Raw genomic sequence first — 15,819 nt, 5'->3', positions numbered from 1 at the left:
TGAGCCGGAGTGGGTCGGGGCGGGCTGGAGTGGGGTGGTGTGAGGTGAGCCGAGAGGCGCTTCACGTGATCGAAACAGGGAAAGCTACCGCTTAGTAATTGCCTGTTGTACCGTTCAGGCATGTCAGAAGCAGCTGCCCTGCACGCGACGCGGGCCACCATCGGCGACAGCGAGTTCGACCGCGACACCACGGTCACCCCACGCGAACCCGGTGTCTACGACATAGACCTGTCCGCCGGGTGGTCGGTCATCGGCGCCGTCAACGGCGGCTATCTGCTCGCCGTCCTCGGCCGCGCGCTCGCGGACGCCCTGCCGCACACCGACCCGTTCACGATCTCCGCGCACTACCTCACCGCGTCCCAGCCGGGCCCGGCGGTCGTCCGCACCGACGTCGTACGCACCGGTCGCACCCTCTCCACCGGCCAGGCGTCCCTGTACCAGTACGACGGCGAGGGCCGCGAGGTCGAGCGGCTCCGCGTGCTCGCCTCGTACGGAGACCTCGACGGCCTGCCCGACGACATCCGTACGGCGGCCCGGCCGCCCGCGATACCGCCCATGGACCAGTGCCTCGGACCCGAGGACGGACCCGGCCCCCTCGCCGGCTCCGTCAGCTCCACCATCACCGGGCGGCTGGCGCTCAAGCTCGACCCCGCCACGCTGGGCTGGGCCCTCGGATCGCCGTCCGGCAGGGGTGAGATGCGGTCCTGGCTCGGCCTCGCCGACGGCCGTGACGCGGACCCCTTCTCGCTGCTCCTCGCGGTGGACGCGCTGCCGCCGACCGCCTTCGAGATCGGCCTGTCCGGCTGGGTGCCGACGGTCGAGTTGACCGTGCACGTGCGCTGCCGTCCGGCGCCGGGTCCGCTCCGGGTCTCCATCACCACCCGCAACCTCGCCGGCGGCTTCCTGGAGGAGGACGCCGAGGTGTGGGACAGCGCGGACCGGCTCGTCGCACAGTCACGGCAACTGGCCAGGGTGCGGCTCGGCTGATCCGTACGCGGTCAGCTGCTTCCTGCTTCCTGCTTCCTGCTTCCTGCCTCCTGCCTCCTGCTCCTGCCTCCTGGCTTCTTCTGTCACGGACCTGTACCAGCGGGGGAGTTGGGGCGAGCGGATGAAAGCGCAGGTCAGGGCGGGTTTGTTGAGTCGGTCTTTGCTCTAGGCACAGGCGGGGCACAGCGCGGGCCCAAGCGGGGCCTATGGGCGGTTGGTTGCATGCGGCTCTCAGATTCCGCTCATCCAAACGGGAGTTGCCCTCATGAAGCCTGTCCGCATGACGCGCGTACGTCACATCCCCGCCATCGCCCTGCTGGCGCTGTCGCCACTCCTGCTGACGGCCTGCGGCTCGGGCGACTCCTCGTCGTCCTCGGGTAATGGCAGCGGCAACGGCAGTTCGGGGCAGCAGAACTGCCAGGCGCCGTCCGGCGCACCGAGCGGGGCTCCGAGCGGCGCTCCGTCGGGGATGCCGAGCGGGGCTCCGTCCGGGGCACCTTCGGGGGCGCCGTCCGGTGCCGCTACGGGGAAGGCCCCGTCGGGCGCGCCCACCGGGATGCCGTCAGGTGCGGCCAGCGGCGGTCCCGGCCAGGGTGGCGGTCCCGGCGGCGGCCAGGGCGGCGGGCCGGGCGGAGGCTGCGGGACCGGCGGCCAGCAGGGCCAGAGCCAGGAGCAGCAGGACCAGGGCTGACCCGCTCGCGGACCTTCCGCAGAGCGCGAAGGGTGTGAAGGGCGCGAGGGGCGCGTACGAAAGGTCGTACGCGCCCCTAGGTCGTGTCCGCGCGCGTGCGCGGCGAGGCCGGGGGTCGACGGGGCGTCAGCCCAGCCAGTGGCGGCGGCCGATGGCGATCAGCAGCATCCGGCGGGTGGCCACCCGGGCCACCTGGTCCTGTTCCTCGGGGGCCGCCTCCAGGAACGTACTGGCGGTCATCAGCATCTGGTCGACGTACAGGCCGGCGAGCATCAGCAGGTCGTCGTCGCTCCAGCCGGCCGACTCGGGCTGCTTGGCCAGTTCGGTCCGCACCTCGGCGGTGAACCGGTCCATCTGCTCCGCGATCGCGGCCCGGACCTTCTGTACGCCGCCGTTGCGTTCGCGTGCGATGAAACGGATGTGCGCGGGATGCTCACGCACATGACGGGCGATCAGGGCAACGGCCCGGTTGATGCGTTCGTCGCTCTCGCAGGCCGCGGACACGGTGCCGGCGATCATCGGGTGCAGGCTGCCCAGCGCCTCCTCGACCAGGGCGACCCCGAGATCCGCGGTCGAGTGGAAGTGCCGGTAGAAGGCGGTCGGGGCGACGCCGACGGCCCGGGTGACCTCGCGCAGGCCCAGACTGCTGAGGCTCTGCTCCTCCAGCAGGCCCAACGCGGCGTCCAGGAACGCCTGTCGGGTCTTCTGTTTCTGGGCCTGCCGGATGCCGAGGGTGTGACTCATGCCATGTAGTTAACAACTGTTCTCTGTAGAGGGAAAGTCGTAGGGCGCGCTAGACTCTGGATTCAGTGAACAGTTGTTACCACAAGCGTTCACCGAGTTGTCGAGTCCCTGGGGCATCCGGGGGCATCCGGAACGTACGGAGCTGTACGGACCGGACACGGCGACTCGCCGGACTTCCACGAGAGGCATCTCATGCTGTTCCTCGTCGCGGCGCTCCTGCTGCTGGGCCTCATGCTCGGCACCGTCGCCCACGCCCCGCTCTCGTTCACCCTCGTCGCCGCGGCCGTCATCGGGGTGTGGCTGACCGTCTTCGCGGTCCGTGAGCGCCTCGGCCGACGCCGCGAGACGTCGAGCTGAACCCCGAAATTCTCCGACGCGGCCACCGCCCGCCCTCCAACCCTCCAACTGTCCACGTTCGACTGCCTGTTGGGAGCAGACACATGGAACTCACCACCGCCGCCCCGCGGCTCCGGAGTACTGTCCGTGACGCCGACGGCATGGCCGTCGCGTCGTTCATCCTGGGCCTCGTCGGCCTGCTGGCCCTGAACATCTTCCTCGGCCCCGTCGCCATCGCCCTCGCCTCGACGGCCCTCTACCGGGGCACCACGCGCCGCGGCCGCGCGTTCCTGGGCCTCGCCCTGGGAATCGCCGACCTCCTGGTCCTCCTGGCCTTCATGTCGGCGGACAGCACGCTGTCCTGGAGCTTCTGAGGCGGCAGCCGCCTACAACTGCTGTGGGCAGGGGTTCCGCAGGGCGATGGGGGTCCCCCGCTCGAACGAAGTCGAGAGTGGGGGAGGGCGGGCACAGCCGCCGGCTCCGGGTGCCCGGTCAGAGGGGCTGGGCAAGAGCTCCGGTGGGGCACCCCGGCTTGAGGGCAGGCGCAAACGACACCCGCCCGGCCGAGCCAGAAAGCAGCGGGCCCTAGAATCGGGCCTACCATGGCATACCTCGACCACGCCGCGACCACCCCGATGCTCCCGGAGGCGGTCGAGGCAATGACCGCGCAGTTCGCCGTCACCGGCAACGCCTCCTCCCTCCACGCCGCCGGCCGCCGCGCCCGCCGGACGGTCGAGGAAGGCCGCGAAACCCTCGCGGAAGCCCTGGGCGCCCGCCCCAGCGAGGTGGTCTTCACCTCCGGCGGCACCGAGGCCGACAACCTCGCCGTGAAGGGCCTGTACTGGTCCCGCCGCGACGCCGACCCGGCCCGCACCCGCGTCCTCGCGAGCCCCGTGGAGCACCACGCCGTCCTCGACGCGGTCCACTGGCTCGGCGAGCACGAGGGCGCCACGGTCGAGTACCTCCCGGTCGACCGGTACGGCCGCGTCCACCCCGAGGCCCTCCGCGAGGCCATCGAGCGTGACCCCGACGACGTCGCCCTCGTGACCGTCATGTGGGCGAACAACGAGATCGGTACGGTCATGCCGGTCCGCGAACTGGCCGACGTGGCAGGGGAGTTCGACATCCCGCTGCACGCCGACGCCGTCCAGGCCTTCGGTCAGATCCCCGTCGACTTCGGCGCCTCGGGCCTCGCCGCGATGACCGTCTCGGGCCACAAGGTCGGCGGCCCGTACGGCATCGGAGCGCTGCTGCTGGGCCGCGAGTACAGCCCCGTACCCGTCCTGCACGGCGGGGGCCAGGAGCGGCACGTACGCTCCGGCACGCTGGACGTGCCCGCCGTCGCCGCGTTCGCCGTGGCGGGCCGGACCGCCGCCGAGCAGCGCGCGTGGTTCGTCCGCGAGATCGGCGGGCTGCGCGACGAACTGGTCGACGCCGTCCGCAAGGCCGTACCGGACGCGATCCTCGGCGGCGATCCGTCGAACGAGGGCCGGCTGCCCGCCAACGCCCACTTCATGTTCCCCGGCTGCGAGGGCGACTCGCTGCTCCTGCTGCTCGACGCGCAGGGCATCGAGTGCTCCACGGGTTCCGCGTGCACGGCGGGGGTGGCCCAGCCCAGCCACGTCCTCCTCGCCACCGGCACCGGCCCGGACCTGGCCCGCGGCACCCTCCGCTTCTCCTTCGGCCACACCTCGACGGAGACGGACGTCGAGGCGGTCGCGAAGGCGATCGGCCCGGCAGTGGCACGGGCTCGGACGGCGGGCCTCAGCTAGGCGCTCCGCCGGTTCGCTTCGCTGGATGCGGCGGGCAGGGCTGCGGGTCGTTCGTGGCTGAGCGCGCAGTTCCCCGTGCCCCTGACGGGGCGCGACGTCAGCCGTCACTCGCCCGCCTACGCGCCGCGCGTGGACGGCTCCGCCGACGGGGAGGCCGACCGCTCGGCTGCCTCGCGGACCAGGGGTATGTATTTTTTCCAGTCCCAGTGCGGGCCCGGGTCCGTGTGGTCCGTGCCCGGTACCTCGACATGGCCGATGATGTGCTCGCGGTCGACCGGGATGGCGTACCGGGCGCAGATCCGGGCCGTCAGGCGGGCCGAGGCCTCGTACATCGCGTCCGTGAAGTCTTCCGGGCGGTCCACGAAGCCCTCGTGCTCGATGCCGACGCTCCGCTCGTTGAATTCGCGGTTGCCCGCGTGGAACGCCACGTCCAGCTCGCGGATCATCTGCGTGACACGGCCGTCCTTGCTGACGATGTAGTGCGCGGCGGCGCCGTGGCCCGGGTCCTGGAAGACCTTCACCGCGCTCTGGTAACTGCCCTGTGTGACATGGATGATCACGCGGTCTATGCCGAAGTCGTCGGGCCGGTCCGCCCGCCGCCAGTTCGCCGAGGACGCCGCGATCCAGCGCGCGCCACGGAAGTCGACCGCGCCTTCCTCGCGCGGCTTCTCCACGCTCGGCAGCCGCCACCACATGCGCCCCAGCTCGTCCCGGGCCAGCACACCGGTGCCCACGGCGGCCACGGCCCCGCCGATGAGCAGCGCACGGCGTCCGATGCGCCGGTCCGTGTCCCCGGCCGTCTCCCCCACCTGATCGTGCATGTCCTGTCGAACGGATACTCGTGGGCTCCGGTTCCCGCGGACCCGTACCCTTGAAGGGTTATGACTGAGACCTCGCAGCGCCCCCGCCCCCTCCGTGTACTGGCCGCCATGTCTGGCGGCGTGGATTCCGCCGTCGCCGCCGCCCGCGCCGCGGAAGCCGGGCACGACGTGACCGGTGTCCACCTCGCCCTCTCGGCGAACCCGCAATCGTTCCGCACGGGCGCGCGTGGCTGTTGCACCATCGAGGATTCGCGCGACGCCCGCCGCGCCGCGGACGTCATCGGCATCCCGTTCTACGTGTGGGACCTCGCCGAGCGCTTCCGCGAGGACGTGGTCGAGGACTTCGTCGCCGAGTACGAGGCGGGCCGCACCCCGAACCCCTGCCTGCGCTGCAACGAGAAGATCAAGTTCGCGGCCCTGCTCGACAAGGCCCTCGCCCTCGGCTTCGACGCGGTCTGCACGGGCCACTACGCCCAGGTGATCGTGCGCGAGGACGGCACGCGCGAGCTGCACCGCGCCTCCGACATGGCCAAGGACCAGTCGTACGTCCTCGGCGTGCTCGACGACCGCCAGCTCGCGCACGCGCTCTTCCCGCTCGGCGACACGGTCACCACGAAGGACGAGATCCGCGAGGAGGCCGAGCGCCGGGGCCTCGCCGTCGCCAAGAAGCCGGACTCGCACGACATCTGCTTCATCGCCGACGGCGACACCCAGGGCTTCCTCGCGAAGCACCTGGGCAAGGCGGAGGGCGACATCGTCGACGAGTCCGGCACGGTCGTCGGCACCCACGAGGGCGCGTACGGCTTCACGATCGGCCAGCGCAAGGGCCTGCGCATCGGCACCCCGGCCCCCGACGGCAAGCCGCGGTACGTCCTCGACATCTCGCCCGTGGACAACACCGTGACGGTCGGCCCCGCCGCCGCCCTGGGAGTCTCGGCCCTGACGGCCGTCAAGCCCCGCTGGTGCGGCGCCGCTCCGGCCGGCCCGGGGACGTACACGGCCCAGCTCCGCGCCCACGGCGGCGAGACGACGGTCACCGCCGAACTCGTCGACGGCGAGCTCCGCGTGCGCTTCGAGGAGCCCGTCCGCGGCGTCGCCCCCGGCCAGGCGATCGTCCTGTACGACGACACGCGCGTGGTGGGCTCGGCGACGATCGCGACCACGACGCGCGCGGCGACGGCGCTCGCCTAGCCGATCAGCGGGGCTCAGGGGCGACGACTTCTACTTCGTAGAAGCACAGGTGGTCCTTGATCTCGGCGACCTCCGGCTTCGGGTCCGAGTATGTCCAGACAAGGTCGGGGGCGTCCGGCAGCGACCAGTAGGACGCGTCGCCCTTGAAGGGGCAATGGGTGCGGGTCTCCGACGGAGCCAGCAGTTCGAGGCGTACGTCCTCCACGGGCAGGTAGTAGCGCACGGGGAGGCCCGTCTCGCGCAGCAGCAGCGGGCGCGTGCTCTCCGCGAGCACCTGTCCGCCGCGCACGACACGGACGTGCTCAGTGCCCTGCTCGACGGTGATGCGATGGCCTTGGGTCATGGCTTTCGGCCTCCTCGGGTAGCGGTCTCGCCCTGTACAGCGCAGGCTGCTGTCGTGTTCTTCCCTACTTCCTTTCCGTCCTCAACGACGGAAGGTGCGTCCTTTCTGTCGCCTTCCATCCCTTTCTTCCTTGGCTTCTTCCGGCGGAGGTCCTCATGGGAGCCACGCGCCTGAACCGTAACCGCACGACCCTCACCCACCATGTGCGCTACGCCCTGCGCTATCCCGAGCGGGTCCCCGCGCACACGCGCCGGGCCGCGCGTGACGCCTGGCTGCGGCTGAGGTACGGCCATGACCACATCGCGTACTACCGGGCCGTGATGGCCTCGGACGCCGCGCGAGGCGCCGAGGCGGCGGTGGGGCACAACCCGTCCCGCGACCGGTGGACACAGATCGGCCTGATGCAGTTCGACTATCTGGTGCGGCACGGGCTGAAGCCGGAGCACCGGATGCTGGAGATCGGCTGCGGGAACCTGCGCGCCGGGCGGCTGTTCATCGACTACCTGGAGAACGGCCACTACTACGGGATCGACATCTCGCCGGACATCCTCATCGCGGCCCAGGACACCCTCGTACAGGAAGGCCTGCAGGCCCGGCTGCCCCATCTGACGCTCACCGACGACCTGACGTTCGCGTTCCTGCCGGACGCGCACTTCGACGTGGTGCACGCGCACAGCGTGTTCTCGCACTCGCCGCCGGACGTCATCGAGGAGTGCTTCGCGCACGTCGGCCGGATCCTCGCGCCCGGCGGCTTCTTCGACTTCACCTTCGACCGGACCGAGGGCAGGGAACACCAGGTCCTGCACGAGGACTTCTACTACCGCACGGAGACCCTCGTCGAACTGGCCGGGAAACACGGCCTGTCGGCCCGTTTCATGGACGACTGGGAGACGCTGCCGCACCGCCAGTCGAAGATGCGCGTGACCGTGTCCCACACGGCCGGAGGCGGCCCGTGACCTCGGATCCGCCTCGTGATGTCAGTGCCGGGTCGTAGCGTGGAGCCATGAATATCTGTGTCTTCCTCTCGGCCGCCGACCTCGACGAGCGCTACACCGGTCCCGCCCGACAGTTCGCCGAGCTGCTCGGCAAGGGCGGGCACACGCTGGTGTGGGGCGGTTCGGACGTCGGGCTCATGAAGGTGGTCGCCGACGGTGTGCAGGAGGCGGGAGGGCGGCTGCTGGGCGTCTCCGTGGAGTTCCTGGCCGCCAAAGCGCGCGCGGGAGCCGACGAGATGGTCATCGCGGGCGACCTCGCCGAGCGTAAAGCGCTGCTTCTGGAGAAGGCCGACGCGGTCGTGGTCATGGTCGGGGGTACGGGCACGCTCGACGAGGCGACCGAGATCCTGGAGCTGAAGAAGCACGGGCACACGGACAAGCCGGTCGTGCTGCTGAACACGGCGGGTTTCTACGACGGCCTGAAGGAGCAGTTCCGCCGCATGGAGGACGAGGGCTTCCTGCCGAGGCCGCTGACGGACCTCGTGTTCTTCGCCGAGGAGCCCGTCGGGGCGCTCGCCTACCTGGAGGAGAGCCAGGGCACGCAGTGAGCCGAGGGATGCCGCGGCACCGACCGTAGTGCCCGGCGGCGGACGGATCTTCGCGTGCGAGCATGGCGGGCATGGCTACTCATCTGATCACCGGGGCCGGTTCCGGCATCGGCGCGGCCGTCGCCCGACGCCTCCACGCGCGCGGGGACGAACTCGTCCTGCACGCGCGCGACGCGGGCCGCGCGAAGGAGCTGGCCGCCGAGTTCCCCGGGGCCGGGACCCTCGTCGGTGACCTGGCGGACCCGGACCGGCTCTCCTGGGCCTTCTCGCACCAGACGCTGCCCGACCGTGTGGACTCGCTCCTGCACGTGGCGGGTGTGGTCGACCTCGGGCCGGTCGGCGAGCTGACCCCCAAGACCTGGCGTCACCAGCTCAACGTGAACCTGATCGCGCCCGCCGAGCTGACCCGTCACTTCCTGCCCCAACTCCGCGTCACCCAGGGCCATGTGATCTTCGTCAACTCCGGCGCCGGCCTCCGCGCCTCCGCCGACTGGTCCGCGTACGCCGCGTCCAAGCACGGCCTGAAGGCCCTCGCCGACTCCCTGCGCAACGAGGAGCACGCCAACGGCGTCCGCGTCACGACCGTCTATCCCGGCCGCACCGCGAGCCCCATGCAGGCCAAGGTCCACCAGCAGGAGGGCAAGGAGTACGACGCCTCGAAGTGGATCGACCCCGAGTCCGTCGCGACGACCATCCTCATGGCACTCGACCTGCCCCGGGACGCGGAGATCAACGACCTGACGGTACGCCCCGGCCGCTGACCGGGACTGGGACTGGGACTGGGGCCGGGACTGGGGCCGAGACCGAGACCAAGACCGGAACCTGGACGTGGAGCCGGACCCGAACCCTGGCCTGGCCTGGCCTGACCCCCGAGCCGGTCCCTGGCCCGGACCCGGACCTGCCCCGAACCCGACCTCGGACCTGCCCCGAACCCGACCCCGGACCCGAACCGTGGCATCCCGTTCCGCGGGCATTACGTAGGCTGCGCGGGTGAGCGAAAACAGCGAGTTCAGGCCTGGCCCCGCGACCGGGATCGGGTCGATGCCGGGCGGGGACGCCCGGGAGGCCGCCAAGACCGTGACCGGGACCTTCGAGGGCCCCGAGACGGGCATGCCGTTCCTGGCGGAACTGCCCGCGCGCGGCCCCGGCGCCGACATGATCGGCCGGACCGCCGGGATGCTCGCCGAGCTGTACGCGCGCGTGGAGCCCAGCGGCTGGCGGCTCGGGGACCGGCCGGGGCGGGACACCAAGCGGGCCCGGTCCTGGCTCGGCGAAGACCTCGACGCCATGGAGGAGTTCACCCAGGGCTACCACGGCCCGCTGAAGGTCCAGGCGGTCGGCCCCTGGACGCTCGCCGCCGCGCTGGAACTGCGCAACGGCGAGGTGGCGCTCTCCGACCCCGGAGCCTGCCGGGACCTCGCAGGGTCGCTCGCCGAGGGACTGCGCGAACACCTCGCCGAGGTACGCCGTCGCGTGCCCGGCGCCGACGTCGTCCTACAACTCGACGAACCGTCCCTCTTCGCCGTACTGAGCGGTCGCGTGAGGTCCGCGAGCGGCTATCGCACCCACCGGGCCGTGGACCGGCAAGTCGTCGAGGCCACGCTGCGGGACGTCGTCCGCGTACAGGCCGACGGCCCGGTCGTCGTGCACTCGTGCGCCCCCGACGTACCGTTCGCGCTGTTGCGCAGGGCCGGGGCGACCGCAGTCTCCTTCGACTTCGCTCTCCTCACCGAGCGTGACGACGACGCGATCGGGGAAGCAGTGGAAGGGGGGACCAAGCTCTTCGCCGGTGTCGTCCCGGGGACGGATGCCCCATTGTCAGACCCTGCCGGTAGCGTCATGGGTGTCAGGACGCTGTGGCGCAGGCTGGGGCTGAATCCGGGGGTTCTCGCGGACGCGGTCACGCTCACCCCGTCGTGCGGACTCGCGGGCGCTTCCCCCGAGTACGCGCGCAAGGCGCTCGCTCACTGCGTCCGGGCGGCGAGATCCCTCGCGGACAACCCAGAGTAACGGGAGGACGACACGGTGGCCGGCGACAAGGACGCACAATTGGCCTCGGCTGCGGGGCCCGTGCCCCCCGAGGCGCGGGAGAAGCACGCGCAGCTCGCTGAGCAGATCGAGGAGCACCGCTTCCGGTACTACGTGAAGGACGCGCCGGTCGTCAGCGACGCCGACTTCGACAAACTCCTGCGCGCTCTGGAGGCGTTGGAGGACGAGCATCCCGAGCTGCGCACCCCCGACTCACCGACCCAGAAGGTCGCGGGGGCGTACGAGGCTGATTTTGTCGGCACGACGTTCTCGGCCGTCCAACACCGCGAGCGCATGATGTCCCTCGACAACGCCTTCGACGACGAGGAGCTGGCCGCCTGGGCGGACCGCGTCGCCAAGGAGGTCGGCACCTCCGACCACCACTTCCTGTGCGAGCTGAAGGTCGACGGCCTCGCGGTCAACCTCACGTACGAGCACGGCCGTCTCACGCGCGCGGCGACCCGTGGCGACGGCCGCACCGGCGAGGACATCACGCCCAACGTCCGTACGATCACGGAGATCCCCGACCGTCTCCACGGCGACCGCATCCCGGACCTCGTGGAGATCCGCGGCGAGGTCTACTTCCCGATGGAGCAGTTCGAGGAGCTCAACGCCCGTCTGGTGGAGGCGGGTGACAAGCCCTTCGCCAACCCGCGCAACGCGGCGGCGGGTTCACTCCGCCAGAAGGACCCCCGCATCACCGCGACCCGGCCGCTGCACATGGTCGTGCACGGCATCGGCGCCCTTGAGGGCTTCGACGGCATGAGCCGCCTGTCAGCGGCCTACGACCTGCTGCACGCGTGGGGCCTGCCGACGACCCGCTACGGCAAGGTGGTCGACGACCTCGACGGCGTACGCGAGTTCATCGCCTACTACGGAGACAACCGCCACTCCGTGGAGCACGAGATCGACGGCGTGGTCGTCAAGCTCGACGAGATCCCCCTCCAGGGCCGCCTCGGCTCGACCTCCCGGGCCCCGCGCTGGGCGATCGCGTGGAAGTACGCGCCGGAGGAGGTCAACACCAAACTGGTCAACATCCGCGTGGGCGTGGGCCGCACGGGCCGTGTCACTCCGTACGCGCAGGTGGAGCCCGTCACGGTGGCCGGCTCCGAGGTCGAGTTCGCCACGCTGCACAACCAGGACGTGGTGAAGGCCAAGGGCGTCCTCATCGGCGACACCGTGGTGCTCCGCAAGGCCGGAGACGTCATCCCGGAGATCCTCGGCCCGGTCGTCGACCTGCGGGACGGCAGCGAGCGGGAGTTCGTGATGCCCGCCGAGTGCCCCGAGTGCGGCACACCGCTGGCGCCCGCCAAGGAGGGCGACATCGACCTCCGCTGCCCGAACGGCCAGACCTGCCCTGCCCAGTTGCGCGAGCGCCTCTTCTACCTCGGGGGCCGCAAGTCCCTGGACATCGAGAACTTCGGTTACGTCGCCGCCGCCGCGCTCACCAAGCCCCTGGAGCCCGCCGAGCCACCCCTGCGGGACGAGGGCGACCTCTTCGACCTCACCATCGAGCAGTTGCTGCCCATCAAGGCGTACGTCCTCGACCAGGACAGCGGACTGCCCAAGCGGGATCCGAAGACCGGCGAGGAGAAGATCGCCACCGTCTTCGCCAACCAGGAGGGCGCGCCCAGGAAGAACGCGCTCGCGATGCTGGAGAACATCGCGGCGGCCAAGGAGCGCCCGCTCGCCCGGATCATCACCGGCCTGTCCATCCGGCACGTGGGGCCGGTCGCGGCCGAGGCCCTGGCCCGCGAGTTCCGCTCCATCGACCGCATCCAGGAGGCCACGGAGGAGGAGCTGGCCGCCGTCGAGGGCGTCGGGTCCATCATCGCCGCCTCGCTGAAGCAGTGGTTCACGGTGGACTGGCACCAGGAGATCCTGCGCAAGTGGAAGGCCTCCGGTGTCCGCGTGGAGGAGGAGAGCTCCGGCGAGGACGAGGGACCTCGCCCGCTCGAAGGGCTCACGGTCGTCGTCACCGGGACCCTGGACCATCACACGCGTGACGGAGCGAAAGAGGCGCTGCAGAGCCGGGGAGCGAAAGTGACCGGTTCGGTTTCGAAGAAGACATCTTTTGTTGTCGTGGGCGACAATCCTGGATCGAAGTATGACAAGGCAATGCAGCTCAAAGTGCCGGTTCTGAACGAGGAGGGCTTCGCCGTTCTGCTCGAACAAGGACCGGAGGCAGCGGCCGAAGTCGCGCTTCCGACCGAGGAGTAGTGGTTGAAGACCACCCGTTCGGCGCATACCAGATGCATACGGGTGGCCGGGTCGCATTCGGGCAACCGTCGACGACCGCTGCCCGTGGAAGCCTTCTGCGGCCTACTGTTGAGGTGTGCGCCTGCCGTGCCCAGCTGCGGTTGGGGCATCCCCTGCTCTTCAGGAGCCAGGGGAAGGGTTTTCAGACGCGGTGCCGGTGAAGGTTAGTCGGGCATCGGGCCGCGTGGCGTGGGCACCGCCGGCTGTGAGAGGGACGGGAATGGAACCGACCGAGAGCGCCGCCCCGGACTCACGGCTGCGCCCGCGCTGGGTGACCGGCGTGCGGCGATGGAAGTACCCCTTGCTGGAGCGAAGCCGGGAGCTCGGGGCGGGCCTCGGGGGCGCGCGGCCGGAGCGTCCCGGCGGGCAGGTGCGCGCCGCCGGACAGTACAGCGCGGCGGCCGGGCGCGGCCCGGGCCGCCTCACCGCCGTCCCCGGCTCCCCGTCCCACATGCCGGGCCACGAGACCGAGAAGCAGCTGTCCTGGCCCGCGCTGCCCGCGGCGGTCGTCGCGGCGGCCGCCTTCGTCCTGGGCGCGGGCTTCTACCGGGCGTTCACCGGGAACCACGCACTCTTTCCGTCCGGTTCCGCCGGCTGGGCGCTGGCGGTCCTGGTCGGCGTCATCGTCGGCCACCTGGTCGCGCTCGGCCGTTCCCGCTGGTGGGGCGGTACGGGCTCCGGCGCGGCCCTCACCCTCGCCGTCCTGCTGCTGTACGGCTGGGTGCCCGCCGGGATGGTCAGCCTCACGGTCGTCGTCCTCGTCGGCATAGCCCGTCGGCATCGCTGGCGGCAGGGCGTACTGCACGGCGCGGTGGACATCCTCGGCATCGGTGCGGGCGCCCTGGTGCTGGCCGTGTTCGGCCGGGTGCCGTCCGTCGAGACGCCCTGGAAACCGGAGACTTGGACGGTTTACACGGCTCCTTCGGTGGTGTTGGTGGCCGGGGCGTATCTCGTGGTGTCGCGCGCGCTGCTCTGGTACCTCCACGCGCCGCGTACGGCCGGACTGCCGACCGTGGCCCGTACGGCCCTGGTCAGACAGGGGCTGGTCGCCGTCGCGCTGCTCGGCATCGCCCCGCTGATCTGTGTCGTCGCGATCGCCCTCCCCGTGCTCCTGCCACTCTTCGCGGTCCCTCTCATCGCTCTCGACTCCACGCTCTGGATAGCGCGGGCGCGGGCCGAGGAGCAACTGCGTGACCCCCTCACCGGACTGCCCAACCGGCAGTGGCTACTCGAACGGACCTGGCGGGCGCTGGACGACGCCGAACGAATCGGTGCACGTTCCGCTCTGATGCTGATCGATCTCGATCGCTTCAGGGCGGTGAATGACACGCTCGGACACCTCGCGGGAGACCGGCTGCTGTTGCAGATAGCGGACCGGCTGCGAGTGGCCCTGCCGCGCGGGGCGGAGGCCGCGCGGCTCGGCGGGGACGAGTTCGCCGTGTTACTGCCCATCGTCGACTCGACGACGTCCGCGACGCGGGTCGCCCGCAATCTCGTGACCGCGCTCGGGTCACCGCTTGACCTCGACGGGCTGACCCTCGTCCTGGAAGCCAGTGCCGGGCTCGCCGTCTTTCCCGATCACGCGCTGGACGCGGAGGGGCTGCTGCGGCGCGCGGACGTCGCGATGTACCAGGCGAAGCGGGACCGTACGGGCGTGGAGGTGTACGAGTCCAAGCGGGACTCCAACACCCCCGACCGGCTAGGGCTGTTGGGAGACCTGCGGCGGGCGCTCGACGCCGGAGACGTCGAGCTGCACTACCAGCCGAAGGTCCGCTTCGACGGGCAGGTTGCGGGACTTGAGGCACTCGTACGGTGGGTGCATCCCGAGCGCGGGAAGGTCCCGCCGGACGAGTTCATAGCCATCGCCGAGTCGTCCGGGCTGATGCCCCATCTGACCGAGTACGTGCTGGAGTCGGCGCTCGGGCAGGTGGCGAAGTGGCGGGCCCAGGGGCTCCGGGTTCCGGTCGCCGTGAACGTCTCGCCCCGGGACGTGCACACGCCCGGGTTCGCGGGGGCGGTGGCCGCGCGGCTCGCGCGGCACGGGGTCCCCGCGGGGGCGCTGCAGTTGGAGATAACGGAGCACGTGCTGCTGGAGGATCCGCAGCGGGCCGCGGATACCCTGGCGGGGCTGACCATGCACGGCGTGAAGATGTCGCTCGACGACTTCGGAACCGGGTATTCGTCGCTGGTGCATCTGCGGCGGCTGCCGGTGAGCGAGTTGAAGATCGACCGGTCGTTCGTGGCCCGGCTGGCCGTGGACACCGAGGATGCCGAGATCGTCCGGTGCACGGTCGATCTCGCTCATTCGCTGGGGCTGCTGGTCGTGGCCGAGGGTGTCGAGGACGACGAGACGTGGGAGCGGCTGCGGGATCTCGGGTGTGACGCGGTGCAGGGGTGGCTCGTGGCGGCGGCGATGCCTCCGGAGGAGGCCACGGCGTGGTTGCTCGCGCGGGGGTCTCGGGGGTGGCAGCGGCCGAAGGCCGCGTTGCCCGCGGCCTTGCCCGCGGCGGCTGAGGACTAGTTCCTCGGGTGCGGGTCGGTGGGTTTTGTTTTTTCCCGCCCGCACCGCCCGTGACGGGCATCTGACCGGTCAAGGTTTCCGGTGGGGGGTCTCTCGCCGTCGGCGGCTGTCCGTCCGTCATACGGCCGCAGCGTCCGTACGGTCGGTACGGCCTCCGCGTCCGTACGGTCGGTACGGCCTCCGCGCCCCGTACCGACCCCTGCCGGGAAACCGATGTACGGGGATCTCCGCGTGCCCCATAGGATTGGGCCAAACCACACACACTCACCCCTGAGGATCGCTGCATGCCTGGCATCACGCGCGAGGAGGTCGCCCACCTCGCCCGGCTGGCGCGTCTGGAGCTGAAGGGCGAAGAGCTCGACCACTTCGCCGGCCAGCTCGACGACATCATCGGCGCGGTCGCCCGCGTCAGCGAGGTCGCCGACCAAGACGTACCGCCGACCTCCCACCCGCTGCCGCTGACGAACGTCATGCGCGCGGACGAGGTCCGTCCGTCGCTCACCCCCGCGCAGGCGCTCTCCGGCGCCCCGGCCCAGGAGCAGCAGCGTTTCAAGGTGCCGCAGATCCTGGGGGAGGACTAATC

General features: G+C 70.9%; 16 protein-coding genes. 13 read left to right on the top strand and 3 right to left on the bottom strand.

From position 1 onward, the window contains the following. The first annotated feature begins 120 nt into the window (after positions 1–120). Positions 121–987, top strand: a complete 867-nt coding sequence (locus OHA11_RS12990; protein ID WP_266495548.1) for a thioesterase family protein — start codon at positions 121–123, stop codon at positions 985–987. Positions 988–1,267: 280 nt separating this feature from the next. Next, the gene (locus tag OHA11_RS12985) at positions 1,268–1,678 is read left to right on the top strand and encodes a hypothetical protein (protein ID WP_266495545.1); all 411 of its coding nucleotides are present in this window, start codon (positions 1,268–1,270) and stop codon (positions 1,676–1,678) included. A gap of 126 nt (positions 1,679–1,804) precedes the next feature. Here OHA11_RS12985 and OHA11_RS12980 read toward each other — a convergent pair whose 3' ends face one another. Further along, on the bottom strand, positions 1,805–2,422 hold the full coding sequence (locus tag OHA11_RS12980) for a TetR family transcriptional regulator (protein ID WP_266495543.1): 618 nt from the start codon (positions 2,420–2,422) through the stop codon (positions 1,805–1,807). Positions 2,423–2,614: 192 nt separating this feature from the next. On the opposite strand from OHA11_RS12980, the gene OHA11_RS12975 reads away from it, so the two are divergent. From OHA11_RS12975 to OHA11_RS12965, 3 genes are all read left to right on the top strand, one after another. Beyond that, positions 2,615–2,779, top strand: coding sequence for a hypothetical protein (locus OHA11_RS12975; RefSeq protein ID WP_266495540.1), 165 nt, complete (start codon positions 2,615–2,617; stop codon positions 2,777–2,779). Between the two features lie 83 nt (positions 2,780–2,862). Continuing rightward, positions 2,863–3,132, top strand: coding sequence for a DUF4190 domain-containing protein (locus OHA11_RS12970; RefSeq protein WP_266495538.1), 270 nt, complete (start codon positions 2,863–2,865; stop codon positions 3,130–3,132). Between the two features lie 228 nt (positions 3,133–3,360). Further along, positions 3,361–4,530, top strand: a complete 1,170-nt coding sequence (locus OHA11_RS12965) for a cysteine desulfurase family protein (RefSeq protein ID WP_266495535.1) — start codon at positions 3,361–3,363, stop codon at positions 4,528–4,530. 116 nt (positions 4,531–4,646) lie between these two features. On the opposite strand, the gene OHA11_RS12960 is transcribed toward OHA11_RS12965, so the two are convergent. Beyond that, positions 4,647–5,351, bottom strand: coding sequence for an N-acetylmuramoyl-L-alanine amidase (locus OHA11_RS12960; RefSeq protein WP_266495532.1), 705 nt, complete (start codon positions 5,349–5,351; stop codon positions 4,647–4,649). Between the two features lie 60 nt (positions 5,352–5,411). On the opposite strand from OHA11_RS12960, the gene mnmA reads away from it, so the two are divergent. Continuing rightward, positions 5,412–6,542, top strand: a complete 1,131-nt coding sequence (gene mnmA / locus OHA11_RS12955; RefSeq protein ID WP_266495529.1) for a tRNA 2-thiouridine(34) synthase MnmA — start codon at positions 5,412–5,414, stop codon at positions 6,540–6,542. A gap of 4 nt (positions 6,543–6,546) precedes the next feature. Here the strand turns inward: mnmA and OHA11_RS12950 are convergent, their stop codons facing one another. Further along, positions 6,547–6,885, bottom strand: coding sequence for a DUF427 domain-containing protein (locus tag OHA11_RS12950; RefSeq protein ID WP_266495527.1), 339 nt, complete (start codon positions 6,883–6,885; stop codon positions 6,547–6,549). A gap of 155 nt (positions 6,886–7,040) precedes the next feature. Here OHA11_RS12950 and OHA11_RS12945 point away from each other — a divergent pair, with 155 nt between their 5' ends. From OHA11_RS12945 to gatC, 7 genes are all read left to right on the top strand, one after another. After that, positions 7,041–7,841 carry a class I SAM-dependent methyltransferase gene (locus tag OHA11_RS12945; protein WP_266495524.1) on the top strand — a complete coding sequence of 267 codons (801 nt, stop codon included), beginning with the start codon at positions 7,041–7,043 and terminating at the stop codon, positions 7,839–7,841. 47 nt (positions 7,842–7,888) lie between these two features. Continuing rightward, entirely contained in the window at positions 7,889–8,428 is a 540-nt protein-coding gene (locus OHA11_RS12940) for a TIGR00730 family Rossman fold protein (RefSeq protein ID WP_266495521.1), read from the top strand. A gap of 62 nt (positions 8,429–8,490) precedes the next feature. Then, positions 8,491–9,189, top strand: coding sequence for an SDR family oxidoreductase (locus OHA11_RS12935; RefSeq protein ID WP_266495519.1), 699 nt, complete (start codon positions 8,491–8,493; stop codon positions 9,187–9,189). Positions 9,190–9,418: 229 nt separating this feature from the next. Then, positions 9,419–10,438 (top strand): methionine synthase, encoded by a 1,020-nt coding sequence (locus OHA11_RS12930; RefSeq protein ID WP_266495517.1) that lies wholly within the window; start codon positions 9,419–9,421, stop codon positions 10,436–10,438. 15 nt (positions 10,439–10,453) lie between these two features. Beyond that, positions 10,454–12,676, top strand: a complete 2,223-nt coding sequence (ligA, locus tag OHA11_RS12925; RefSeq protein WP_266495515.1) for an NAD-dependent DNA ligase LigA — start codon at positions 10,454–10,456, stop codon at positions 12,674–12,676. 259 nt (positions 12,677–12,935) lie between these two features. Beyond that, the gene (locus OHA11_RS12920; protein ID WP_266495513.1) at positions 12,936–15,236 is read left to right on the top strand and encodes a bifunctional diguanylate cyclase/phosphodiesterase; all 2,301 of its coding nucleotides are present in this window, start codon (positions 12,936–12,938) and stop codon (positions 15,234–15,236) included. Positions 15,237–15,520: 284 nt separating this feature from the next. Further along, positions 15,521–15,817, top strand: coding sequence for an Asp-tRNA(Asn)/Glu-tRNA(Gln) amidotransferase subunit GatC (gene gatC / locus OHA11_RS12915; RefSeq protein WP_003966094.1), 297 nt, complete (start codon positions 15,521–15,523; stop codon positions 15,815–15,817). Positions 15,818–15,819 lie beyond the last annotated feature (2 nt).

This window comes from Streptomyces sp. NBC_00878 (genome assembly GCF_026341515.1).
GTDB lineage: Bacteria > Actinomycetota > Actinomycetes > Streptomycetales > Streptomycetaceae > Streptomyces.
Note: the sequence above shows the minus strand (reverse complement) of the source record. Positions and strands in the feature narration are given on the sequence as shown.